Origin of the sequence: Nocardiopsis sp. NPDC049922 (assembly GCF_040660275.1) — a bacterium.
GTDB lineage: Bacteria > Actinomycetota > Actinomycetes > Streptosporangiales > Streptosporangiaceae > Nocardiopsis.
Genome location: NZ_JBFAME010000005.1, coordinates 247,212 through 270,733, shown reverse-complemented (window position 1 = coordinate 270,733; position 23,522 = coordinate 247,212). Strand labels below are relative to the sequence as shown.

The following is a 23,522-nucleotide window of genomic DNA, read 5'->3' as shown; positions in this document are numbered from 1 at the left end:
TGTCCGAGGAGAGAGCGCGACGGCGGCCGAGAGCCGCGAGCACCGCGCCCCGCACCCTGGGAGGTCGGTGATGGGCAGCAGGGCACGCCACCTGTGGCTGTCGGGCGTGGGCGTGGTCTTCCTGGTGCACGTCGCGCTGACGTTCGTGCCCACGGCTGGCGGGACGGTGGCCGTGGATCTGGCCGAGTGGCCCAGCGCCGTGGCGGCGGGGGCCGCGGGGGCGTCCCTGCTGTACGCCTCGCGCCGCTGGGCGGCGACCGGAGCGGACCAGGAGGCCCAGGCGGACGGCGCCGACGGCCCGGCCGCGCTGCGCAACCTGGCGTTCGCCGCCTTCGCCTGGTGCGCGGGCGGCCTCACGCACGGGATCACCGGTCTGATCAGTTCCGGATCCGTGTTCTCCCTCACGTTGGGCGACCTCTTCGCCCTGGCCGCGTTGCCACTCTTCGTAGTCGGATTCACCAGGTTCGCGCCGTGGCCGGGCGGGCTCCGGACCGCGCTGCGGCACATCACCGACAGCTACGTCTGCGCCGCCGCCGTGTTCTCCGTGGTGTGGCTGCTGATCTTCGCGCCGCTCTACCGGGAACTGGGCGAGGGCGCCGGGTTCCTCGGGTTCGCACTGGTCTACCCGGTCGCCGACATCGTCGTGCTGTGCCTGCTGGTGCCCCTGGTGTTCATGTCGCCGCACAGCACGCGGCGGGCGGTGCTGTGGGCGATCGGCGCGCTGATCCTCATCGCCGGGGCGGACCTGATCGGGGCGATCACGCGGCTCACGGGGCCGCCCGTGGCCGGGGGCGTCGAGTACCCGGTCAAGCTGCTCGGCTTCGCACTGCTGGGCGCGCTCCCGTGGCTCGTGGAGCACCGCCAGGCCGCGACCCCGCGCCGGATCACCGGACGGGGGCTGTACCGGTTCGCCCCCGAACTCGCGGCCGTCGGCGCCGTGCTGGTGGCCACCGTGGTCCTGACGATCGCCTCGCTCGCGCTGCCGGGGGTCGCCCCCGTGCTGCCGCTGGCCGCGGGGACCGCCGTCGTCGTGCTGCTCGTCCGCGTCCTGGGCATGCTGGAGGAGAACGCGACCCTGTCGCGCATGGTGCGCAACCGCGAGGGGCACTTCCACGAACTGGCGCGCAACAGCGGCGACGTCATCCTCGTCCTGGACCGCGACGGGGGCGTCCACTACGTCAGCCCCGGCACGGCGGAGGCGTTCGGCTACCGGCTCGACGACGTCCTCGCCGCCCCGGTCACCGCGCTCGTCCACCCGGAGGACCTGGCCCGCACCGAGGCCGTCACCGACCTGTTCGCCGACCGGGGCAGCCAGGGCGTCCACCTGCGTCTGCGGGTGCGCGCGGCGGATGGGACCTGGCGGCACACCGAGTCGACGGTGTCCCTGTACGAGCAGCCGGGTGAGCCCGCGCGCCTGCTCGTGACCACGCGCGACATCAGCGCGCAGGTGGCGCTCCAGGACGAGGTGGAGCACCTGACCTTCCACGACGGCGTCACCGGGCTGCCGAACCGGGCGTACCTGGAGGAACGGGCGAGCGACGTGCTCGCGCACCGCTCGATCAGCGACGAGCCCACCAGGGACATCGCGGTAATCTTCCTGGACCTGGACGGTTTCACCGCGGTCAACGACTCCGCCGGGCACGTGCGCGGCGACCACCTCCTGGGGCAGGCGGCCCGCAGGCTCCGCGGCGAGCTGGACTCCACGGCCACGCTCGCGCGCTGGGGCGGGGACGAGTTCGCGGTCCTGGTCGAGGGGATGCCGCGCGCCCAGCAGGTCGTGGACCTGGCCGAACGCCTGGGGCGGGCGATCGCGTCGGAGCCCTTCCCGGTGGCCGACCGGAACATTCTGCTGACGGCGAGCATCGGCGTGGCCTTCACGGAGCCCACCATCGACAGCGGCGAGCTGCTGCGCAACGCCGACGTGGCGATGACGCGCGCCAAGGAGCGCGGGGCGGGCCACGTGGAGGTGTACGCCGCGCACATGCACGACACGGTGGTCTCGCGCCTGGAACTCCAGATCCGGTTGCGCGAGGCGCTCGCCGGGGGCGAGTTCTTCCTGGAGTACCAGCCGATCGTCGACCTCGGGACCTCCCAGGTGACCGCGGTCGAGGCGCTCGTGCGGTGGAACCGCGACGGGGAGCCGCTCGGCCCGGACGCCTTCCTGGGCGCGGCCGAGGAGTCGGGGATGATCGTGCCCCTGGGCGAGTGGATCCTGCGGGAGGCCTGCGAGAAGGTCGCCGTGTGGCGGGTGTCGGACTGGGACATCGGTCTGTCGGTGAACCTGTCCGCCAAGCAGGTGCTGTCGCCGCGTTTCGTGGAGACCGTCGAACGGGTCCTCGCCGAGACGGGCCTGCCCGCGGAGGTGCTCACTCTCGAGGTGGACGAGGACGTCCTGCTGGGCGACGGCGGCGAGGCGGTCGAGCGCCTCGGCGAGCTGCGGGCGCTGGGCGTGCGCCTGGCCATCGACGACTACGGCATGGGCTACGCCTCCCTGGCGCACCTGCGCGAGCTGAGCGTGGACGCGATCAAGATCGACCCGTCGTTCACCGCCGACCTGGGCCGCGACGACACGGTCACGCTGCTCACCCACACCATCATCCAGCTCGGGCGCGACCTGGGCGTGCAGGTGGTGGCCGAGGGCATCGAACGCGCCGAGCAGCTCGAACAGCTGCGGGGGATGGGCTGCGACCACGGCCAGGGCTTCCTGGTGGCCCGCCCGATGCCCGCCAGCGGCGTGGAGGCGCTGGTCGGGGGCGAGGCGGGCGCCAGCCTGTAGCCGTGTGCGTCCGGGCATCGGCGACATACCCGGACGTTGCGTCGTTCACCCGCGCGGATGCCGACGCACTGGCTACGTTGCCACCATGCCCTCATTCCAACACGAGTTTCCCCTCGACCTGCTGCGGAACGACCCCGGTTTCGCGGCGGAGCTGCTCCAGGAGGCCACCGGGAGGCCGTTGCCCGAGTACACCCGGGTGCGTTGCGACGCCGCCGAGGCCACGAGCACGGCGTTTCCCTACATCAACTCGGACAACGTCGTGGTGTGCGAACGTCCGCCCCTCCCCGGCGAGGGCGACGAGCCGGTGCACGTGCTGGCGATCGTCACCGAGCCGCAGCGCGGGTGGGACCCTCGCAAGCTCTACACCTGGCCCGCCTACGTCGCCTACACCCGTCTGCGCCTGAAGTGCCCGGTCGCCCTGCTGGTGCTGACGCCGACCTCGGCCCTGGCGCAGAGTTATGACGAGCCCATCGATCTGGGCTGCGGCGAGATCCAGCCCACGGTGTTCGCTCTCGACATGCTCAAGCCCGTCACCGACAAGGGGGTGGCCGCCGACCACCCCGTGCTGACGGTCCTGGCCCTGGCCAACAACCCGACCGAGGACCGCGCCGCTCTCGAGGCCCTGTACGTGGCACTGAAGAGCCTCGATGCGTCGACGTCCTCGCTGTACTCTGACTATGTGCTCGCGGCGCTGTCCGCCGCGGCCCGGGGATCTCTGGAGGAGATCGTGAAGCTGCGCGACTACGAGTTCAAGACCGAGTTGATCGGCCGTCCCTTCCGTGAGGGCGAGGCCAAGGGCATGGCCGACGCGATCCTCGGGGTCCTGGACGGCCGGGGGATCGAGGTCGCCGACGAGGTTCGGGACCGGATCACCTCGACCACCGACACGAACGAGCTCAGGCTCTGGGTACGCCGCTCGGGGACCGTGGACCGGGCCGAGGAGCTGTTCGACTGACCCCCGCCGCCGTGGCGCCGGAGGTGTTCCGCTGTGTGGACACGCGGAAGGCCTCCGGCGTGTTCTGTGTTACACGGCGGCGGGCGCTTCGTCGGATTTGCCCTGCTCAACGCCGCAGGGTGTCAGCGTAGGCGGTCGGATGCTGACATTCGCGTCTCAAAAAGTGAGACAAAACGTCGTTCTTGTTGACGCGCGGCCACTCCTTCGGTCACTGTTGTGATCGTGCAGAGCAACTCCCTGATTCTCGTACTTGGTCGGCGCGCCGCAGCCAGCTGACCTGGTTCTGCTGCGCGCCACCCCTCAACCGCACCGGCGGTGGGGGTTTTTTTATTGCCCGACCAGACCTTGAGTCAGACCCACCACGCCAGAGCCGCAGTGCCGCTCTGGACCCTCGCTGAAGGATCTTGAGATGACCGAGCAGATGACCGGCGCCCAATCGCTGATCAGGTCGCTGGAGCACGCCGGCGTTGACACTGTCTTCGGGATTCCCGGTGGCGCCATCCTCCCCGCCTACGACCCCCTCTACGACTCGGCCAAGGTGCGCCACATCCTGATGCGCCACGAGCAGGGAGCGGGCCACGCGGCCGAGGGCTACGCCTACGCCACGGGTCGTCCCGGGGTGTGCATGGCGACCAGCGGCCCCGGAGCGACCAACCTCGTCACACCCCTCGCCGACGCGCACATGGACTCGGTTCCCATGGTCGCGATCACCGGCCAGGTGGCCTCCCCGATGATCGGCACGGACGCGTTCCAGGAAGCCGACATCTGCGGCATCACGATGCCGATCACCAAGCACAACTTCCTCGTCAAGGACGTCCGCGACATCCCGCGCACGGTCGCCGAGGCCTTCCACATCGCCTCCACCGGCCGTCCCGGCCCCGTCCTGGTGGACATCTCCAAGGACGCCCTCCAGGCCTCGGCGGACTTCGTCTGGCCCGAGCGGCTGGACCTGCCCGGCTACCGCCCGGTCACCAAGCCGCACGGCAAGCAGGTCCGCGAGGCCGCCCGGATGATCAGCGAGGCCAGGCGCCCGGTCCTGTACGTGGGCGGCGGCGTCCTGCGCGCCGGGGCCTCGGCCGAACTGCGGGTCCTGGCCGAGCTGACCGGCGTCCCCGTGGTCACCACCCTCATGGCCCGCGGCGTCTTCCCCGACAGCCACCCGCTGTGCGTGGGCATGCCCGGCATGCACGGCGACGTGGCGGCGGTCGGCGCGCTCCAGAAGGCGGACCTGATCGTCGCGCTCGGCGCCCGCTTCGACGACCGCGTCACCGGCCGACTGGACAGCTTCGCCCCGGACGCCAAGGTCGTCCACGCCGACATCGACCCGGCGGAGATCTCCAAGAACCGCCACGCGGACGTGCCGATCGTCGGCGACTGCCGCGAGGTGCTGGCCGACCTGGTGGTCGCGGTCCGGGCCGAACAGGAGAAGGGCCGCCAGGGCGACTACGCCGGCTGGTGGAGCCAGCTCAACCGGCTGCGCACGACCTACCCGAAGGGCTTCGACGAGCCCACCGACGGGAGCCTGTCCCCGCAGGCCGTCATCCAGCGCCTGGGCAAGATCGCCGGACCCGAGGCCAGCTACGTCGCCGGCGTCGGCCAGCACCAGATGTGGGCCGCCCAGTTCATCGACTACGAGCGCCCCGGGGCCTTCATGAACTCCGGCGGCCTCGGCACCATGGGCTTCTCGGTCCCGGCCGCGCTCGGCGCCAAGGTCGGCGACCCGGACCGCGTGGTGTGGTCGGTCGACGGCGACGGCTGCTTCCAGATGACCAACCAGGAGCTCGCCACCTGCGCGATCGAGGGCATCCCGATCAAGGTCGCGGTCGTCAACAACGGCAACCTGGGCATGGTCCGCCAGTGGCAGACCCTGTTCTACGAGGGGCGCTACTCCAACACCAACCTCCAGACCGCCCCCAAGGACGAGAAGGTGCGGATTCCCGACTTCGTCCGCCTCTCGGAGGCGTACGGTTGTGTCGGCCTGCGTTGCGAGCGCCCCGAGGACATCGACGCCACCATCGAGAAGGCCATGTCGATCGACGACGTCCCGGTCGTCGTGGACTTCACCGTGAACCACGACGCCATGGTCTGGCCGATGGTCGGCCCCGGTGTCAGCAACGACAACATCCAGTACGCGCGCGACATGGCGCCGAACTGGGAACACGAGGACTAGGAGAGGCCCGAACCACCATGAGCCGCCACACGCTTTCCGTTCTGGTGGAGGACACCCCGGGTATCCTCGCACGTGCCTCCTCCCTCTTCTCCCGCCGCGGGTTCAACATCGACTCGCTCAGTGTCAGCACCACTGAGTACGCGGGCCTGTCCCGGATGACGATCGTGGTCAACTGCGACCTCCACCCCTTGGAGCAGGTGACCAAGCAGCTCAACAAGCTGGTGAACGTCGTCAAGATCGTGGAGATGGACACCACCGCGTCGGTCCAGCGCGAGCTCCTGCTCGTCAAGGTCAAGGCCGACGCGTCCAGCCGCACCCACGTGCTTCAGACGGCCGAGCTGTTCCGCGCGCACGTCGTGGACGTCAGCCCGGACGTCGTCGTCATCGAGGCCACCGGTGATCCCGAGAAGCTCGATGCCCTGGTCAAGAACCTGGAACCGTTCGGTATCAGGGAGCTCGTCAAGTCCGGTCTGGTCGCCCTGGGCCGCGGGCCCCGGTCGATCACCGACCGCTCCCTGCGCGCGGTCGACCGCAGCGCCTGAGAGTCCGCGCGGGCATCCGGACGCCGGCGCCGGGCCCGAGACACGAACGTAAGAATCAAGGAGAAACCCCAAGTGGCAGCACAGATGTACTACGACGACGCCGCGGACCTGGCGCTCATCCAGAGCAAGAAGGTCGCCGTGATCGGCTACGGCAGCCAGGGGCACGCGCACGCGCTGTCGCTGCGGGACTCGGGCGTCGACGTGCGGATCGGCCTGGCCGAGGGCTCCAAGAGCCGCGCCAAGGCCGAGGAGGAGGGGCTGCGCGTCCTCACCCCCGCCGAGGCCGCCCGTGAGGCCGACGTCATCATGATCCTGGTGCCCGACCACATCCACCGGGACCTGTACGCCAACGAGATCGCGCCCAACCTCGAGGCGGGCAACGCGCTCTTCTTCGGCCACGGCTTCAGCATTCGCTACGGCCTCATCACCCCGCCCGAGGGCGTCGACGTGGCCATGGTCGCCCCCAAGGGCCCGGGCCACCTGGTCCGCCGCCAGTACGAGGCCGGGCGCGGCGTGCCCTGCCTGGTCGCGGTCGAGAAGGACGCCAGCGGGCAGGCCTGGGACCTGGCGCTGTCCTGGGCCAAGGGCATCGGCGGCACCAAGGCGGGCGTCATCAGGACGACGTTCACCGAGGAGACCGAGACCGACCTGTTCGGTGAGCAGGCCGTCCTGTGCGGTGGCGCCGAGGAGCTGGTCAAGGCCGGTTTCGCCACCCTGGTCGAGGCGGGCTACCAGCCGGAGATCGCCTACTTCGAGTGCCTGCACGAGCTCAAGCTGATCGTCGACCTCATGTACGAGGGCGGCATCTCCAAGATGAACTGGTCGGTGTCGGACAACGCGGAGTACGGCGGCTACACCCGCGGCCCGCGCGTCGTCACCGAGCAGACCCGCGAGGAGATGCGCAAGATCCTGCGCGAGATCCAGGACGGCAGCTACGCCAAGGAGCTCATGGACGAGTTCGACGCCGGTCAGCCGACCTTCACCAAGCGTCGGGAGGCCGAGCAGAACGAGCCGATCGAGAAGGTGGGCGCCCAGCTGCGCCCGCTCATGAGCTGGCTCAAGGCCTGACGATCCGACGCCTCCGGGGCGGGTGCCCACCCGCCCCGGAGGCGTATACGGGGTGGGGCCCGGCGGGTGGCGGGGAGGGGGACGTGTGCGCTCGATCCCCGATCCAGCGACCGACCAGCGGGCTTCCCTACTCCGGCAGTAGACTTTTGATCGGCCGTCACACCCGATGCGGGCTGCTCCCTCCACCCGTTCGGGTAGCACCACCCGAAAAGGAATCGTTGTGCCCAAACCCGCCGTACTCGTAGCGGAAGAACTCTCGCCCGCCGGAATCGCGCTGCTCGAGGAGGACTTCGAGGTCCGCCGCGTCGACGGGGCCGACCGCTCCCAGCTGCTCCCGGCCATCGCCGACGTCGACGCCGTCATCGTGCGCAGCGCGACCAAGATCGACGCCGAGGCCCTGGCCGCGGCCAACCGCCTCCAGGTGGTGGCCCGCGCCGGTGTCGGACTGGACAACGTGGACGTGGACGCGGCCACCAAGGCGGGCGTCCTGGTGGTCAACGCCCCGACCTCCAACATCATCAGCGCCGCCGAGCAGGCGATCAACCTGCTGCTGGCCAGCGCGCGCAACACCGCCCCGGCGCACAACGCGCTCGTCAACGGTGAGTGGAAGCGCTCGAAGTACACGGGTGTGGAGCTGTACGAGAAGGTCGTCGGCATCGTCGGCCTGGGCCGGATCGGCGCCCTGGTCGCCCAGCGGCTGTCGGCGTTCGGCACGAAGGTCATCGCCTACGACCCGTTCGTGCAGCCGGTGCGGGCCGCGCAGATCGGCGTGGAGATGACCACGCTGGACGACCTGCTGGAGCGCAGCGACTTCATCACCATCCACCTGCCCAAGAACAAGGACACGCTGGGCCTGATCAGCGACGAGGCGCTGAGCAAGGTCAAGCCGAACGTGCGGATCGTCAACGCCGCGCGCGGCGGGATCCTCGACGAGGACGCGCTGTACCGGGCGCTCAAGGACGGCCGCGTGGCCGGCGCCGGTATCGACGTCTTCGCCAAGGAGCCGTGCACGGACAGCCCGCTGTTCGAGTTCGAGAACGTCGTGGTGGCCCCCCACCTGGGCGCCAGCACCGCCGAGGCCCAGGAGAAGGCGGGCACGCAGGTGGCGCGCTCGGTGAAGCTGGCGCTGTCCGGCGAGTTCGTGCCCGACGCGGTGAACGTGCAGGGCACGGGCGTGGCCGAGGAGATCAAGCCGGGCCTGCCGCTCACGGAGAAGCTGGGCCGGGTGTTCACCTCCCTGGCGGGGACGATCGCCAGCCGGATCGACGTGGAGGTGCGCGGGGAGATCGCCGCCCACGACGTCAAGGTGCTGGAACTCGCCGCGCTCAAGGGCGTGTTCGCCGACGTGGTCGAGGACACGGTGACCTTCGTCAACGCTCCGCTGCTGGCCAAGGAGCGCGGCGTCGAGGTCAACCTCGTGACCAGCGACGACAACAGCGACTGGCGCAACCTCATCACCGTGCGCGGTGTGCTCGCCGACGGCCAGCGGGTGTCGGTGTCGGGCACCCTGACCGGTCCCCGCCAGGTCGAGAAGCTGGTGGAGATCAACAACTACGGCATGGAGATCAGCCTCAGCGAGCACATGGTGTTCCTCTCCTACGAGGACCGCCCGGGCATCGTGGGCAAGGTCGGCGCGCTGCTGGGCGACGCCCGGGTCAACATCGCGGGCATGCAGGTCATCCGGGACCAGGAGGGCGGCAAGGCGCTCATCGCGCTGACCGTGGACTCCGCGGTGCCGGACGAGGTCCTGGCCTCGATCTCCGCCGAGATCCAGGCGGACATCACCCGTCAGGTCGACCTGGAGGACTGAGGGACCCCTCTCGGGGAGGGCTGTCCACAGGCGTGATCCTTTCCGCGTCCGGTGTTTGCCGGACGGGAAGGTCATGGAGTGGGCTGTCTCTCCGTCCCCCGATCACCGCAGGGCCGTGCCACGACCGTGGCGCGGCCCTGCGCCGTATTCGCGCCATGACGTGGAACCCCTCTGACCTGCGGCGACACGCTAGTATCTCGCATGGTGAGATGCCCTGGTCAAATACTTGGACATCCGATATTCTGTCGTCCTAGGAGTCAGCGGCTCGGACCCACCGTCCGGCGCCGCCGCCCATCGCCCCGCCCGCCCGAACCGGGCCCGCGACGGCGACATCCGGCAGTCGATCCCGCCGGGGCGAACCGCTCCTTCTTCCGTGGCCATCGCCGCCCACGCCCGAGGCGCTCCGGCGCCCGGGACCGCACGGCCGCCGCGCCCCGCTCCGCGTGGCTCCGCCGCACGCATCCACAGCCGACAGCGCCGTCTCCGACGGCCGTCACGCGTCGCACCCGGAGGATCACATGTACGACATGGTCGAGTACCCGTCCACGCCCGACACCGAGGACGAGGTCCACCGCGCGCTCCAGGGCGCTCTGGACCGCAGGGACGGCGGAGGTCCGCTGGACCGCTAGGCTTGTCTCATTCACTGTTCATCTGATCTCGCCATGTGAGACAAGCGGGATCCGTTCGAGTTAGAGGCAGTCCGTATGGCAGCGCGCACGGTGAAACTGGCCGTCATCCCGGGTGACGGGATCGGTCCCGAGGTGGTCGGCGAGGGGCTCAAGGTCCTGGAGGCCGTCGCCCCGCAGCACGACCTCGCCATCGAGGCCACCGAGTACGAGCTGGGCGCCAGGCTCTGGCACAGGACCGGCGAGACGCTGCCCGACTCCGTCGAGGCCGAGCTGCGCGGGCACGAGGCGATCCTCCTGGGCGCCGTCGGCGACCCCAGCGTCCCCAGCGGCGTCCTGGAGCGCGGCCTCCTGCTGCGCCTGCGCTTCGACTTCGACCACTACGTCAACCTGCGCCCCGTCCGCCTCTTCCCCGGCGTCGAGAGCCCGCTGGCGGGCGTGTCGCCCGAGGACATCGACATGCTCGTCGTGCGCGAGGGCACCGAGGGCCCCTACGCCGGAGCCGGGGGCGTGCTGCGCAAGGGCACCCCGCACGAGATCGCCACCCAGGACAGCGTCAACACCCGCTTCGGGGTCGAGCGCGTCGTCCGCTACGCCTTCGCCAAGGCCGCCGCCCGCCCGCGGAAGAAGCTCACCCTGGTCCACAAGGACAACGTCCTGACCTTCGCCGGTGAGCTCTGGCAGCGCGTCGTGCGCGAGGTCGGCGCCGAGTACCCGCAGGTCGCCGTCGACTACTGCCACGTCGACGCGGCCGCCATGTTCTTCGTCAACCAGCCCGCGCGCTTCGACGTCGTGGTCACCGACAACCTGTTCGGCGACATCATCACCGACATCGGCGCCGCCGTCACCGGCGGCATCGGGCTCGCCGCCAGCGGCAACGTCAACCCCGACAACACCTTCCCCAGCATGTTCGAGCCGGTCCACGGCTCCGCCCCCGACATCGCCGGTCAGGGCAAGGCCGACCCCACCGCCACGGTGCTGTCGGTCGCCACCATGCTGGACCACCTCGGGGTGCCCGAGGCCGCCCGCCGGATCGAGGGCGCGGTCGCCGCGGACCTCAAGACCCGTGCGCAGGGCGGCAAGGAGCGCTCCACCTCCCAGATCGGCGACGACCTCGCCGCGCGAGTAGGCGAGCAGGGCTGACGCGACGCCGTCGGCCCTGCCCCCTCACGCGGGCGCGGCCGTCGGCCGGAACCACCGACACACGCCGACGGGCGCGCCCGGATCATCCGCGCGCGCCCGTTGTCCGCATACCTTCCGGTCTGGCACCGGGTGCGCTCTTCCGACAGACTAGATCCCAGGTCGGCGGCGCTGCCGACCTGATGCACCCGAGAGGACCACCGACGACATGAACAACGACACCACCACAAGCGGGTTGACGTTCGACATCCAGCTCTCCGACCGGCGGAAGACCCCGCGCGAACGAGAGGAACTGCTGGAGAATCCCGGGTTCGGCCAGGTGTTCACCGACCACATGGTGACCATCCGTTACACCGAGGGCGAGGGCTGGCACGACGCGAAGCTGGAGCCGTACGGGCCGCTGAGCCTGGACCCGGCGACCGCCGCGCTGCACTACGCCCAGGAGATCTTCGAGGGCCTCAAGGCCTACCGCCACCCCGACGGCTCCCTGGCCTCCTTCCGGCCCGACGCCAACGCGGCGCGGTTCAACCGGAGCGCGGCCCGCATGGCGATGCCGGAGCTGCCCGAGGACCTCTTCCTGCGGTCGATCGAGCTCCTCCTCGAGCACGACGGCGACTGGGTTCCGAGCAAGCCCGACTTCAGCCTCTACCTGCGCCCCTTCATGATCGCCACCGACGTCGGCCTCGGCGTCAACAACCCCTCCCGCAGCTACGTCTACCTGCTCATCGCGTCACCGGTCGGCTCCTACTTCTCCGGCGGCATCAAGCCGGTGACCGTCTGGCTGTCCAAGGACTACACACGGGCCGCCCCGGGCGGGACCGGCGCCGCCAAGTTCGCGGGCAACTACGCGGCCAGCTTCCTCGCCCAGGCCCAGGCGGTCGAGAAGGGCTGTGACCAGGTGGTCTGGCTCGACGCCCGAGAGCACCGCTGGGTCGAGGAGATGGGCGGCATGAACCTGTGGTTCGTGTTCGGCTCCGGCGAGAACGCGCGCCTGCGCACGCCCCCGCTGACCGGGACGCTGCTGCCGGGCATCACCCGCGAGTCGCTGCTGCGCATGGCGCCGGACCTGGGCCACGAGGCCGAGGAGGCGCCGCTGTCGATCGAGGAGTGGCGGGAGGCCGCCGAGTCCGGCGAGATCACCGAGGTGTTCGCCTGCGGTACCGCCGCCGTGATCACCCCCGTCGGCTTCGTCAGAAGCGACGACGGCGAGTTCCGCATCGGCGACGGCACCCCCGGCCCCGTCACGATGCGCCTGCGCGAGGAACTCGTGGGGATCCAGACCGGCCAGCGCGCCGACAAGTACGGGTGGGTCGCGCGGTTCTAGCAGCGTCACCGCCCAGTGGTCCCACCGCGGGCCGTCCGGAGCGCCGGGCGGCCCGCCGCCGTGTCGGGCCGGTCCCGAGCCGGTCGGGCGCCCCCGGAGCGGAGCGGGCTCCGGGGTGAAACGTCCGGTAAGAGAAATCACTGTCTCGAACAGTGAGACAATCCGTGTGTGAACTCGGAGGACGCGACCCCCATGTGGCACACTGGCCCCATGCCGTCTCAGGTTCTCATTATCGTGAGGCGCGCTGGCTGACCGACTGCCCATCCACGCCGGGACAGTCCACACGGACCCTGCCAGCGCGCTGACCTCTCGTGTCCACGAGGGGTCTTTTTTGTTGGTCGGGCCGGTGCCCCGGCGTCCACCTTCGGGAGTACCACCCATGAGGGATGACGGTTTCCACGTCTTCGACACCACGCTGCGCGACGGCGCCCAGCGCGAGGGGATCAACCTGCGGGTCTCCGACAAGCTGGCCATCGCGCAGCTGCTCGACGACTTCGGGGTGGGGTTCATCGAGGGCGGGTGGCCGGGGGCCAACCCCAAGGACACCGAGTTCTTCCAGCGGGCTTCACGAGAGCTCACGCTGAAGCACGCGCGACTCACCGCGTTCGGCGCGACCCGCCGGGCCGGTGTGCGGGCCGCCGACGACCCACAGGTGGCCGCCCTGCGCGACAGCGGCGCACCGGTCGTCACCCTTGTCGCCAAGAGTGACGGCCGGCACGTCGAACGGGCCCTGCGCACGACCCTGCCCGAGAACCTCGCCATGATCGCCGACACGGTGTCCCACCTGCGCGAGCACGGTCAGCGGGTGTTCGTGGACTGCGAGCACTTCTTCGACGGCTACCTCCACGACCCGGCGCACGCGCTCGACGTCGTGCGCACGGCCGCCGAGGCCGGGGCCGACGTCGTCGTGCTGTGCGACACCAACGGCGGCATGCTCCCGGCCGACGTCGCCCGCGTGGTGACCCAGGTGCGCGAGGCCACCGGGGTCCGCCTGGGCGTCCACGCCCAGGACGACACCGGATGCGCCGTGGCCAACACCCTCGCCGCGGTCGAGGCCGGGGCCACGCACGTGCAGTGCACCGCCAACGGCTACGGAGAGCGGGTCGGCAACGCCAACCTGTTCTCCGTCGTCGGCGCGCTCACCCTCAAGCAGGGGCGCGACGTCCTGCCCGAGGGCTGTCTGCCGGAGATGACGCGCGTGGCGACCGCGATCGCCGAGATCGTCAACCTCGCCCCGGACACCCACCAGCCCTACGTGGGCGTGTCGGCGTTCGCGCACAAGGCCGGGCTGCACGCCTCCGCGATCAAGGTCGACCCGGACCTGTACCAGCACACCGACCCCGCGCTGGTCGGCAACCGCATGCGCATGCTGGTCTCCGACATGGCCGGGCGCGCGTCGATCGAGCTCAAGGCCCAGGAACTGGGGCTGGACCTGGGCGGTGACCGCGAGCTGTCGGGGCGTGTCGTGGACCGGGTCAAGGGCCTGGAACTGTCCGGGTACAGCTTCGAGGCCGCCGACGGCTCGCTGGAACTGCTGCTGCGGGAGGAGCTGGGCACGCCGGTCCGCTACTTCGACACCGAGTCCTGGCGGGTGATCACCGAACGCCGCCCCACCAGCGGGGCCAGCCCGCTGGACGACAGCTACGAGAGCCTCACCGAGGCCACGGTCAAGCTCCAGGTCAAGGGCGAGCGGGTGATCGCCACGGCCGAGGGCAACGGCCCCGTCAACGCGCTCGACCGCGCGCTGCGCAGCGCGCTGGAGGGCGTGTACACGGCGCTGGCCGGGTTGGAGCTGACCGACTACAAGGTCCGCATCCTGGAGGGCAGCTCCGGTACCAACGCCATCACGCGGATCCTCATCAGCTTCAGCGACGGCGCCGGGGAGTGGACCACGGTGGGCGTGGGCCCGAACGTCGTCGACGCGTCCTGGGTGGCGCTCGAACAGGCCGTCACCTACGGCCTCCTGCGGCAGGGCTACCCGCGGGGCTGAGGTCGGCGGCGGCGCGCCCGGCGCCGGGTCAACCGTTCTCCGGGTACACCCACCCGTTGGGCTCGCACCCCTGGAGGCCCAGCGTCTGCTGCTGCATCACCGGCGCGGGCTCTCCCCCGCCGGGGCAGAAGACGTGGCCGTGCCCCAGGGTGTGCCCCACCTCGTGGTTGATCAGGTAGATCCGGTAGGTCTCCAGGTCGCCGTCGAAGTGCTCCACGCCCGACACCCACCGGTTCTGGTTGATGACGGCGCGGTTGCCGCTCGCGCACGAGACGAACCCGTTGGTGCGCAGCGGCGCGCACAGGCGGTCGACGGTGTCCGGGGCGGCCAGGAGCACGCGGATGTCGGCGTCGTCCCCGTCCACCCGCTGGAGCGACCGCTCGCCGTCGTTGCCCCAGCTGCGGGGGTCGCCGAGGATCTCCTCGACGGCCGCCGCGAAGTCCTCGGCGGCACCGGGCAGGCCCTTCTCCACCTCGACGGCGAAGGTCAGCAGCGGGCCCTCGCCCATGACCTCGCCCTCGCCGTCCATGGTGCGCACCCGGCCGTCCGCGGTGTCGACCTCCTCCTCGACCGCGCGGAGCAGGACCGGAACGTCCTCCTCGGCCTCGGCGGCGGCCTCCTCGTCGGCCTCGGGCTCCGCCGCCGGACCGACGGTGGCGGTCGCGCTCGCGGGGCCCTCCGGTGCGGAGCGGCGTTCGGTGCCGTCCCCGCCCGACCCCTCCTCCAGGAGCGCGGTCGCCCCGGTCTCGGTCGGCGCGACGAGGCCGCCCGGTTCGGGCACGGCGACCATGAGGACCATGGAGGCCCCGGAGACGAGGCACAGGCCGAGCGCGAGCCCCAACGGGTACCGGCGGCGTCGGCGGTGCCGGGCGCGGGATCCCCTGCGTGAAGCGGACGTGGGCACTGGCTGCAACCTCTCGACAACGGACGTCCCTTCCAGGATGCCAGAGGCGGCCCGGAATCCGTGCCAAGGCGTCGCGCCGGAAGCCCGACGGGGGAGGGGATGTCGGTCACGCGGCCCGATGGCGTGTGCTCGCGGCGGTCCGCGCGGTTACCCTTCAACCGCAAGTGAGTCGACGGGGGTGCTGGGAGGCATCAGGTGCGCATCGCACGTTTCGCGTCCGGGGACGAGGTCGGGTTCGGCCTGGTGGAGACCGACACCGACAGCGGGGAGGAGTTCGTCGCCCGTCTCAACGGCCACCCCCTCCTCGGTGACATCGCGCCGACCGGCGAGCGCGCCAAGCTCTCCGACGTCCGGCTCCTGTCCCCCGTCCTGCCCACCAAGGTGGTGTGCGTCGGCAAGAACTACGCCGACCACGTCGAGGAGATGCGCGAGGTGACGGGTGAGCCCACGGAGGAACCCGTGGTCTTCCTCAAGCCCTCGACGGCGGTGACCGGTCCTCGGGACCCCGTCTTCCACCCCGCGGTCTCCGAGGAGATCCACTACGAGGGCGAACTGGCCCTCGTCATCTCCCGGCCGTGCCGCGAGGTGCCCCGTGAGCGCGCCAAGGACGTCATCTTCGGCTACACGGTCGCCAACGACGTCACCGCCCGCGACCTCCAGAGGAGGGACAAGCAGTGGACGCGGGCGAAGGGCTTCGACTCCTTCTGCCCCCTCGGCCCCTGGATCACCACGGGGCTGACCGTCGAGGAGGCCCAGAACCTGGCCCTGACCACCACGGTCGACGGCGAGGTCCGGCAGGAGGGCCACACCTCCCGGTTCATCCACGACATCCCGGCCGTCATCGAGTACGTCACCTCGTTCATGACCCTGCTCCCGGGTGACGTCGTCCTCACCGGCACCCCGGCGGGCGTGGGTCCGGTCCGGGTCGGCCAGGAGGTCGCGGTGACCGTCGAGCGGCTCGGCACCATCCGCAACCGCGTGGTCGCGCGGGACTGACCCGCCCTCCTCCGCCGCTTCCCTCCGCGCGGGTCACGGTGGCACGCCGCCCGCCCCCGAGGCCGGGCCCGTCCGAGGGTCGGCGGTACGCTCTCCGTACCGCCGACCCCGGGAAACGGAAGGATCCCCCGTGGCCACGCTCCGACGTCCGGCCCCGCTCGTGATCGCGGGGGCACTGGCCGTCCTGCTCGTCGTGCTGGGCGCGGGCCTGTGGGCCTTCACCCGGTACGGATCCGACGACCGCGACCCCGCGCAGGAGGTCCCCGTGCGCGAACCCAGCCGCGTCATGATCGCGGGCGACTCCATGACACAGGGCGCCGACGGCGACTGGACCTGGCGCTACCGCCTGTGGAACCACCTCGCCCCGCACGTCGAGGACCTGGACTTCGTCGGCCCCTACTCCGCCCCCGCCACCCGGGACATGATGTTCCCGGTGCCGACCGCCGAGGAGGACGCGACGGGCGCCTCCGGGGAGCCGACCGACCCGTCGGCGACCGCGTGGCCCGGCGCGGACGGCGACCCCGCCACCGTCGAGTACCGGGATCCCTCCTTCGACCAGGACCACAACGCCCTGTGGGGGCGCACCCTGCTCGACGCGACCGGCTCCATCGAGGAGGAGGTGAGGGTCCACCAGCCGGACGTGCTGTGCGTCATGATCGGCGTCAACGACCTGCTCTGGCCGGTGGAGACCGAGGAGATGGAACGGCGCCTGCGCGACTACGTGGAGGCGGCCCGGCGCGGCGACCCGAACCTGCGCGTCGTGATCGCCGAGGCCCTGCCCATCGCCCTCGCCGAGACGGACGAGGGGTTCGCCCTGCGTGTGTACGCCTACAACGAGGTGGTCCGCGCGGTCGCCGCCGACCTGTCCACGGACGCCTCCCCGGTGGTCAGCGTGGACATCGCCGGACCCCACGGCTGGGACCCGGCCGTCGACGCCTACGACGGCACCCACCCCAACGCCGACGGCGAGCTGAAGATCGCCGCCGCCTTCGCCGACGTCCTCTCACAGCGGTTCGGGATGGGCCCCGCCTACCCCCGACCGCTGCCCTCGGCCACCTGAGCCCCGGCCACCAACGCCGACCAGCGGCGTTCCGGGAGCGGCCGCCCGCCCCCGATACCCTGGTGACCGTGACTGAGACTCCTATTCGCACCCGATTCGCCCCGTCCCCCACGGGCATGTTCCACGTCGGCGGCGCCCGCTCCGCGCTGTTCAACTGGGCCCTGGCGCAGCAGGACCCCGAGGGCCGCATGGTGCTCCGCGTCGAGGACACCGACGCCGCCCGCAACCGCCCGGAGTGGACCGACGGCATCATCCGCGCGCTGGCCTGGCTGGGGATCAGCGACGCCGACCCGCACTTCGAGGGGCCCTACTTCCAGTCGTCCTACGCCGACCAGCACCGTGCGACCGCCGAGCGGCTCCGTGCGCAGGGCCGCGCCTACTTCTGCGACTGCACCCGTGAGCGGGTGCAGGAGCGCCGGGACAACCCCAACCTCGGCTACGACGGCTTCTGCCGCGACCGCGGGCTGGAGCCCGGCCCGGGCCGGGCGCTGCGGTTCCGCGTGCCCGAGGGCGGCCCCACGGTCGTCGAGGACCGGATCCGCGGCAGCGTGGAGTTCGACCACGCCGCCATCGAGGACTTCGTGATCGCCCGCGCCGACGGCTCCCCGCTGTTCGTCCTGGCCAACGTGGTCGACGACGTCGAGATGGGCATCACGCACGTCATCCGCGGCGAGGAGCACCTGTCCAACACCCCCAAGCAGCAGCTGCTGTGGGAGGCGCTGGGCCTGACCCCGCCGACGTGGGCGCACCTGCCCGTCATCGTCAACGAGCAGCGCAAGAAGCTGTCCAAGCGCCGGGACAAGGTCGCCCTGGAGTCCTACCAGGAGGAGGGCTACCTGGCCGAGGCGATGGTCAACTACCTCATGCTGCTGGGCTGGGCGCCGGGCGACGACCGCGAGATCATGCCGTGGGAGGAGATGCGGCCGCTGTTCCGGGTGGAGGACGTCAACAGCTCCAGCGCGTTCTTCGACGAGAAGAAGCTGCGCGCCTTCAACGGCGAGTACGTCCGCGCCCTGGACCTGGACGACTTCATCCACCGCTGCCAGCCCTGGCTGGCCGGTGACGCCGCGCCCTGGGATCCGGCCGACTTCGACCCCGCGGTGTTCCGGGCGGTCGCCCCGCTCGCGCAGAGCCGTGTGGCCGTGCTGAGCGAGATCGTGCCCAACGTGGACTTCCTCTTCCTCGCGGAGCCCGTGGAGGATGAGAAGAGCTGGACCAAGGCCATGAAGCCGGGCGTGGGCGGGGAGATGCTGGAGGCCGCGCGGGACCGCTTCGCCGACCCCGCTCAGGAGTGGACCGCCGAGGCCCTGAAGGCCGCCACGGAGGAGGCCGGCGCCTCGCTCGGGCTCAAGCTCGGCAAGGCCCAGGCCCCCGTGCGCGTGGCCGTGACCGGACGCACGGTCGGCCTGCCGCTGTTCGAGTCGCTGGAGGTGCTCGGCCGCGACCGCGTCCTGGCGCGGATCGGCGCGGCCCTGGAGCGGCTCCGCGCCCAGGAGAAGGACGCCGCGGCGGAGTGACGCGGACGGGGTGGCCGGAGCCACAGCCTGGTCACCCCGATTCCGGTTCGCGAGCACTCTGAATGTCCGCTAGAGTTAACGACGTCGCCGAGGGGGACAGGGAAGCGAGAGCGGCCAGGTCCTCCCGAAAGCACTGGGGTATGGTGTAATCGGCAGCACGACTGATTCTGGTTCAGTTAGTCTAGGTTCGAGTCCTGGTACCCCAGCTCCGGTCTCACGGTCCTCCGTGAGCCGCACGGGTCGTCGACCCAACGTGCGCCCCCGTCGTCTAGTGGCCTAGGACGCCGCCCTCTCAAGGCGGTAACGGCGGTTCGAATCCGCTCGGGGGTACCACAGGGAGAGGCTCCCACATCGTGGGAGCTTTTGCTCTGGTCAGCGCTTGTCGCTGATGTCCGGTTCGAGCGGGTATCGTGGTCTTCACGGTCGCGCTTGGATCGTCCAAGGCCCCCGTCGTCTAGTGGCCTAGGACGCCGCCCTCTCAAGGCGGTAACGGCGGTTCGAATCCGCTCGGGGGTACACGTCACGCAAGGCCCCGCTCGTACGGAGCGGGGCCTTCGTCGTGCTGGGGCCGCGTCTCGCGGTCAGTTCCCGCGCCCCCGGCGGCGGCCGCGCGTCGCGGGGATCACCAGCGACCTGATGAGCCGGTCGTCCCGGAAGTCGTGGGCGTGCACGGTCACCTCGCCGTCCGCGGCGACCTCCACCCGCAGGCCCTGTGCCGCCCGGCCGTCGACGGTCGTCTCGCCGCCGTTGCCGTCGGGCCCGTACATGGTCTGGATGAACCCGGTGTTGACGCAGGTGAAGCCGTCGGGGTGGCCACCGGCCACGATCTTCCTGGAGGCCCAGTCGTCGCGCTCCAGGGACCAGTGCGTGTGCCCGGAGAAGAACACCACGTTGGGGTGGTCGCCCAGGATCTCCAGCAGTTCGGTCTCGTCGACGAAGTCCTTGTCGTAGAAGCCGGCGCGGTCCTCCCCGACGGAGCCGGAGATGCTGTCGGGCAGCACGTGGTGGCTGAAGACGAGCACCGGCTTACCGGAGCGTCGGTGATCGGACAGGCGGGAGTCGAGCCAGGACAGCTGCTCCCGGCCCAGCGTCACGAACAGGCTCCCGACGTCCCCGGACCGCTGCGGCCGGGTGGTGCCGATGGTCAGCAGCGGGACCCCGCCGACGACGGTGCTGGTGTACACGTCGGACATCCCCGTGTAGTCGAGGAACCGGGAGACCTGGGTGTCGAACGGCTCGTCGGTGTACTGCTCGTGGTTGCCGATGCTGCTCAGCACCAGCTCGGGGTGGGGGTGGGAGTCGAGCACACCGTAGTAGTCCTCGTACTGCGACACGTGGCCGTGGCTGACCAGGTCCCCGTTGACCACCAGGGCGTCCGCGGTACCCATGGCGTCCAGCCGGTTCAGGGCCATGGAGAAGTCGCGCAGGTCGCCCTGCACGTCGGAGACGACGTCCAGGGTGGCCCTGACCCGGCCCCTGGGACGGGCGAGCGCCTCGGCGGCGGGGAGGAAGGCCATACCGGTCGTGGCCAGGGCCGTGCCGGTGACGGTGGTCAGGAAGCCTCGTCGGGTCGCGTGGGCCATGGTGCCTCTCTTCTTCGGGAGGAACGGGTGGTTCCGCGGGGGAACGGACGCTCCGCACCGTAGGGGCACCGGGTGGACACGGGCGGTCGCGAGGGGGAACGCCGTGTGGCGGCTCGGTCAGTCCGTGCCGCTCCCGGCCAGCAGAGCCATCCTCGCCAGCTCGCCGTCGGGCGCGCCGCACGCCGCCACCATGGCGACCAGCTGGTCGAGCAGCAGGTCCGCCAGGTCCTCCAGCGGCATCGGGCGCTCCTCCAACCACACCAGCACCGCGGTCTCCACCGACGCCGTCCAGCAGCGCAGGGACAGGAGCACGCGCGGCGAGGGGTCGTCGACCCCGACCCGTTCGAGGATCATCGCGCGCACCCGGTCGCGCACGCGGTCGATCTCGGCCTCGGTCTCCTCCGTCGCGACCACCGAGCCGCCGCGCAGCAGCGCCCGGTACGAGGGCGCGTAGGCCTCCGCGAACGAGACGAACGTCCGCAGCGCCTCGCGCAGCTGCTCCAGGGGCGGCAGGTCCTCGGCCGGGGCGAGCCGGGGCAGCAGCTCGGCCATCGCCTGCTCCAGGGCGGCCCGCCGCAGCTCCGCCATGTTGGGGAAGTACCGGTAGACCAGCGCTCGGGAGACGTCGGCCTCCTCCGCGACGTCCTCGGGGGTGACGTCGCCGGGAGGGCGCCGCGCGAACACGCGCAGAGCCGTCCGGATCAGGTCGTTCCGGCGTTCGTGCGGCGCCATGCGGCGGGGTCGCCGCCGGGTCGTCGGCGTGTCCGCCGGGACCTCCGACCGTGTGGTCACCCGCGCCTGGTGACGGTCGGTCCTGTGGGACACCACGGTCGTCATGACCTCCTGAGGACGTGTCGCGCGCGGGCGTGCGCCCGGCGGCCCGTGCGGGTACGGGCCCGGCCGTCCGGGCGCCGCGTCCCCGCCCCTCGAACCTACCGCCCGGCCGCGGACGCCGACGCCCGCGGCCGAGGCCCTCACAGGTCGACGACCAGCCGTTCGCCCTCCGGGGCGCGCGACACGCACAGCGCGAACTCCTCCCCGCGCGGTGAGCCGCCGGTCGGGCGGTCCCGGTGGTCGGGGGAGCCCGCGAGCAGCCGCACGCGGCAGGTGCCGCAGAAGCCCTGACGGCAGGAGTAGGGGGTCTGCGGGCGTACCCGGCGGACCGCCTCCAGCGCCGTCTCGTCGGCCCGGACGGACAGCACGGGGCCGTCGCGGCCCAGGCGCACCTCGAACGGCGCGCCGTCGGCGATCGGCGCGGGCGCGAACCGTTCGGAGAAGAACGGTGTGCCCGCCGGGACCCGTGCGCGGACCGCGCCGATCAGCGGCGCCGGACCGCACACGTACACCGCCGTCCCCGGACCGAGCCCCGCCAGGATCTCCGCCGCGTCGGGGACGCCGCACTCGTCGTCGGGCCGCACGACCACGTCGGCGCCCTCGGGGAGTTCGTCGACGAACGGCATGCTCTCCCGCGAGCGCCCGGTGTAGACCATCCGGAACGGAGTCCCCGCACGGTGCGCCTCGCGGACCATGGGCAGGATCGGGGTGACGCCGATGCCGCCCGCGACGAACAGGTACCGCTCGGCGCGCGCGAACGGGAACGCGTTGCGCGGCCCGCGCAGGCCCACCGGATCGCCCTCGGTCAGCGCGTGCACCAGCTCCGACCCGGCGCCGCCGGGGATGCGGCGGACGGCGATCCGGTAGGAGGAGCGGTCACGCGGGTCGCCGTTGAGCGAGTACTGGCGCACGACGCCCCCGCCCAGGACCACGTCCACGTGGTGTCCGGGCTGCCATGCGGGCAGGCGGGCGCCGGGGGTGGCCGGGACCAGGGTCAGCGCGGCCACGTCCGGCGCCGGGCGGTCCACGCGCGCGACGCGCACCGGCAGGTCCCCGGTGGGCGGCGGGGGCGCGTGCCCCGGGGGGAGCCGCGCGCCGATCGGCTCGATCGCGTCGGCCAGCCACCCGATCCGGCGGAAGAAACGGTCCGGGCCCCGTCCGCGGAACAGGGACGTCGGCGGCCCGGGGTTCGCGTAGTACTCGGCGCTGTGCTTGACGTCGGCGGCGTCGCCGGTCCGGCGGTCGCCGCCGCTCACCGGGCCGCCTCCTGCTCCGCGGCCTCGGCGGCGCGGGCGGCGGGCGAGACGGCCAGGTAGGCGACGGCCTGGCTGGTGGACCCGTGCTGGGAGGGGTGGTACCTCCGGCGCAGGTACTCGGGCACCGCCCGCGCCAGTCGGCTCAGGTGGGGGATCAGGCCGCGCCGTCCGTCGCGCAGGGCCCAGGAGACGCGCGGGACGCGGCCGTCGACGCGACCGCGCAGGTAGGGGTCGGCGCGGACGAGGAAGGCCACGCCGCGCACCCACAGGGCGGCGAGCACGGTCGCGGAGATCCCCATGGCCAGTGCACGGCGGGCGTAGCCGCCGTCCACGTGCGTGTACAGGTCGAAGGCGACGGCGCGGTGCTCGACCTCCTCGGCGCCGTGCCAGCGCAGCAGGTCGAGCATGGTCGGGTCGGCGCCCGCCCGGTCCAGTTCCTCGGCGTCGAGCACCCACTGGCCGAGGACGGCGGTGTAGTGCTCGATCCCGGCGATGATCGCCAGGCGGGTGCGCAGCCAGGACTCGGCGCGCTGTCCGGTGAGGTCGCGGTCGCCGAGCACGATCCGGAAGAGCCAGGCGATCTGCGCGACGTAGGGCGTCGGGTCCAGGCCGTGGGCGTCCATGTGGTCGAGCACGCCCGCGTGTGCCTCGGCGTGCACGGCCTCCTGGCCGATGAACCCGAGCACCTGTTCGCGCAGTCGGTCGTCGGTGATGTGGGGGACCGCCTGCTTGAAGACCTCGACGAACCAGCGCTCGCCCTCGGGCAGCAGCAGGTGCAGCACGTTGATGACGTGGGTGGCGAACGGTTCGCCGGGGATCCAGTGCAGGTCGAGGCGGCTCCAGTCGAACTGGACGTCGCGGGCGTGCAGGACGAGGCGGTCGGGTTCGTCCTGGCGGGGTTCGGAGGTGGTGGCGGGCGCGAGGACGCCGGTGTCCACGGGGTCGGGGGTCATGGTGCCTCCTGTGCGGAG

Annotated in this window: 17 protein-coding genes and 3 tRNA genes; 15 read left to right on the top strand and 5 right to left on the bottom strand. The window is 71.6% G+C overall.

Features of this window, described 5'->3' with window-relative positions; genetic code table 11:
* The first annotated feature begins 70 nt into the window (after positions 1-70).
* From AB0I72_RS12275 to cimA, 9 genes are all read left to right on the top strand, one after another.
* Positions 71-2,776: a GGDEF domain-containing protein gene (locus AB0I72_RS12275; protein WP_358566345.1), complete on the top strand. Its 2,706-nt coding sequence runs from the start codon at positions 71-73 to the stop codon at positions 2,774-2,776.
* Positions 2,777-2,861: 85 nt separating this feature from the next.
* Positions 2,862-3,731: a hypothetical protein gene (locus AB0I72_RS12270; RefSeq protein ID WP_358566342.1), complete on the top strand. Its 870-nt coding sequence runs from the start codon at positions 2,862-2,864 to the stop codon at positions 3,729-3,731.
* A gap of 409 nt (positions 3,732-4,140) precedes the next feature.
* Positions 4,141-5,901, top strand: coding sequence for an acetolactate synthase large subunit (locus tag AB0I72_RS12265; protein WP_358566339.1), 1,761 nt, complete (start codon positions 4,141-4,143; stop codon positions 5,899-5,901).
* Positions 5,902-5,918: 17 nt separating this feature from the next.
* Positions 5,919-6,443, top strand: a complete 525-nt coding sequence (ilvN, locus tag AB0I72_RS12260; protein WP_075927147.1) for an acetolactate synthase small subunit — start codon at positions 5,919-5,921, stop codon at positions 6,441-6,443.
* A 72-nt stretch (positions 6,444-6,515) separates the two neighbouring features.
* A complete protein-coding gene (gene ilvC, locus AB0I72_RS12255; protein WP_358566336.1) occupies positions 6,516-7,511 on the top strand; it encodes a ketol-acid reductoisomerase in 996 nt (331 codons plus the stop codon).
* A 220-nt stretch (positions 7,512-7,731) separates the two neighbouring features.
* Positions 7,732-9,321 (top strand): phosphoglycerate dehydrogenase, encoded by a 1,590-nt coding sequence (gene serA, locus AB0I72_RS12250; protein WP_358566333.1) that lies wholly within the window; start codon positions 7,732-7,734, stop codon positions 9,319-9,321.
* 704 nt (positions 9,322-10,025) lie between these two features.
* Positions 10,026-11,090: a 3-isopropylmalate dehydrogenase gene (locus AB0I72_RS12245; RefSeq protein ID WP_358566330.1), complete on the top strand. Its 1,065-nt coding sequence runs from the start codon at positions 10,026-10,028 to the stop codon at positions 11,088-11,090.
* Between the two features lie 205 nt (positions 11,091-11,295).
* Entirely contained in the window at positions 11,296-12,411 is a 1,116-nt protein-coding gene (locus AB0I72_RS12240; RefSeq protein ID WP_358566327.1) for a branched-chain amino acid aminotransferase, read from the top strand.
* A 379-nt stretch (positions 12,412-12,790) separates the two neighbouring features.
* A complete protein-coding gene (gene cimA, locus AB0I72_RS12235) occupies positions 12,791-14,401 on the top strand; it encodes a citramalate synthase (protein WP_358566324.1) in 1,611 nt (536 codons plus the stop codon).
* A gap of 28 nt (positions 14,402-14,429) precedes the next feature.
* Here cimA and AB0I72_RS12230 read toward each other — a convergent pair whose 3' ends face one another.
* Positions 14,430-15,242 (bottom strand): DUF3152 domain-containing protein, encoded by an 813-nt coding sequence (locus tag AB0I72_RS12230; RefSeq protein ID WP_358566672.1) that lies wholly within the window; start codon positions 15,240-15,242, stop codon positions 14,430-14,432.
* Between the two features lie 258 nt (positions 15,243-15,500).
* Here AB0I72_RS12230 and AB0I72_RS12225 point away from each other — a divergent pair, with 258 nt between their 5' ends.
* From AB0I72_RS12225 to AB0I72_RS12200, 6 genes are all read left to right on the top strand, one after another.
* Positions 15,501-16,301, top strand: a complete 801-nt coding sequence (locus tag AB0I72_RS12225) for a fumarylacetoacetate hydrolase family protein (protein WP_358566321.1) — start codon at positions 15,501-15,503, stop codon at positions 16,299-16,301.
* A 130-nt stretch (positions 16,302-16,431) separates the two neighbouring features.
* On the top strand, positions 16,432-17,361 hold the full coding sequence (locus tag AB0I72_RS12220; RefSeq protein WP_358566318.1) for a GDSL-type esterase/lipase family protein: 930 nt from the start codon (positions 16,432-16,434) through the stop codon (positions 17,359-17,361).
* A 68-nt stretch (positions 17,362-17,429) separates the two neighbouring features.
* Positions 17,430-18,878, top strand: coding sequence for a glutamate--tRNA ligase (gltX, locus tag AB0I72_RS12215; RefSeq protein ID WP_358566315.1), 1,449 nt, complete (start codon positions 17,430-17,432; stop codon positions 18,876-18,878).
* Positions 18,879-19,012: 134 nt separating this feature from the next.
* A tRNA-Gln gene (locus AB0I72_RS12210) sits at positions 19,013-19,084 on the top strand.
* 51 nt (positions 19,085-19,135) lie between these two features.
* Positions 19,136-19,211 (top strand) — tRNA-Glu (locus tag AB0I72_RS12205).
* Between the two features lie 110 nt (positions 19,212-19,321).
* Positions 19,322-19,394 (top strand) — tRNA-Glu (locus AB0I72_RS12200).
* Positions 19,395-19,459: 65 nt separating this feature from the next.
* Here the strand turns inward: AB0I72_RS12200 and AB0I72_RS12195 are convergent.
* The 4 genes from AB0I72_RS12195 to AB0I72_RS12180 all read right to left on the bottom strand — a co-directional run bounded on the left by AB0I72_RS12195 (position 19,460) and on the right by AB0I72_RS12180 (position 23,504).
* Entirely contained in the window at positions 19,460-20,461 is a 1,002-nt protein-coding gene (locus AB0I72_RS12195; protein WP_358566312.1) for a DUF4073 domain-containing protein, read from the bottom strand.
* A 117-nt stretch (positions 20,462-20,578) separates the two neighbouring features.
* Positions 20,579-21,193 carry a TetR/AcrR family transcriptional regulator gene (locus AB0I72_RS12190; protein ID WP_358566670.1) on the bottom strand — a complete coding sequence of 205 codons (615 nt, stop codon included), beginning with the start codon at positions 21,191-21,193 and terminating at the stop codon, positions 20,579-20,581.
* 242 nt (positions 21,194-21,435) lie between these two features.
* On the bottom strand, positions 21,436-22,551 hold the full coding sequence (locus tag AB0I72_RS12185) for a PDR/VanB family oxidoreductase (protein WP_358566310.1): 1,116 nt from the start codon (positions 22,549-22,551) through the stop codon (positions 21,436-21,438).
* On the bottom strand, positions 22,548-23,504 hold the full coding sequence (locus AB0I72_RS12180) for a metal-dependent hydrolase (protein ID WP_358566307.1): 957 nt from the start codon (positions 23,502-23,504) through the stop codon (positions 22,548-22,550). Before AB0I72_RS12180 ends, AB0I72_RS12185 begins: the two co-directional genes overlap by 4 nt.
* Positions 23,505-23,522: the final 18 nt, after the last annotated feature.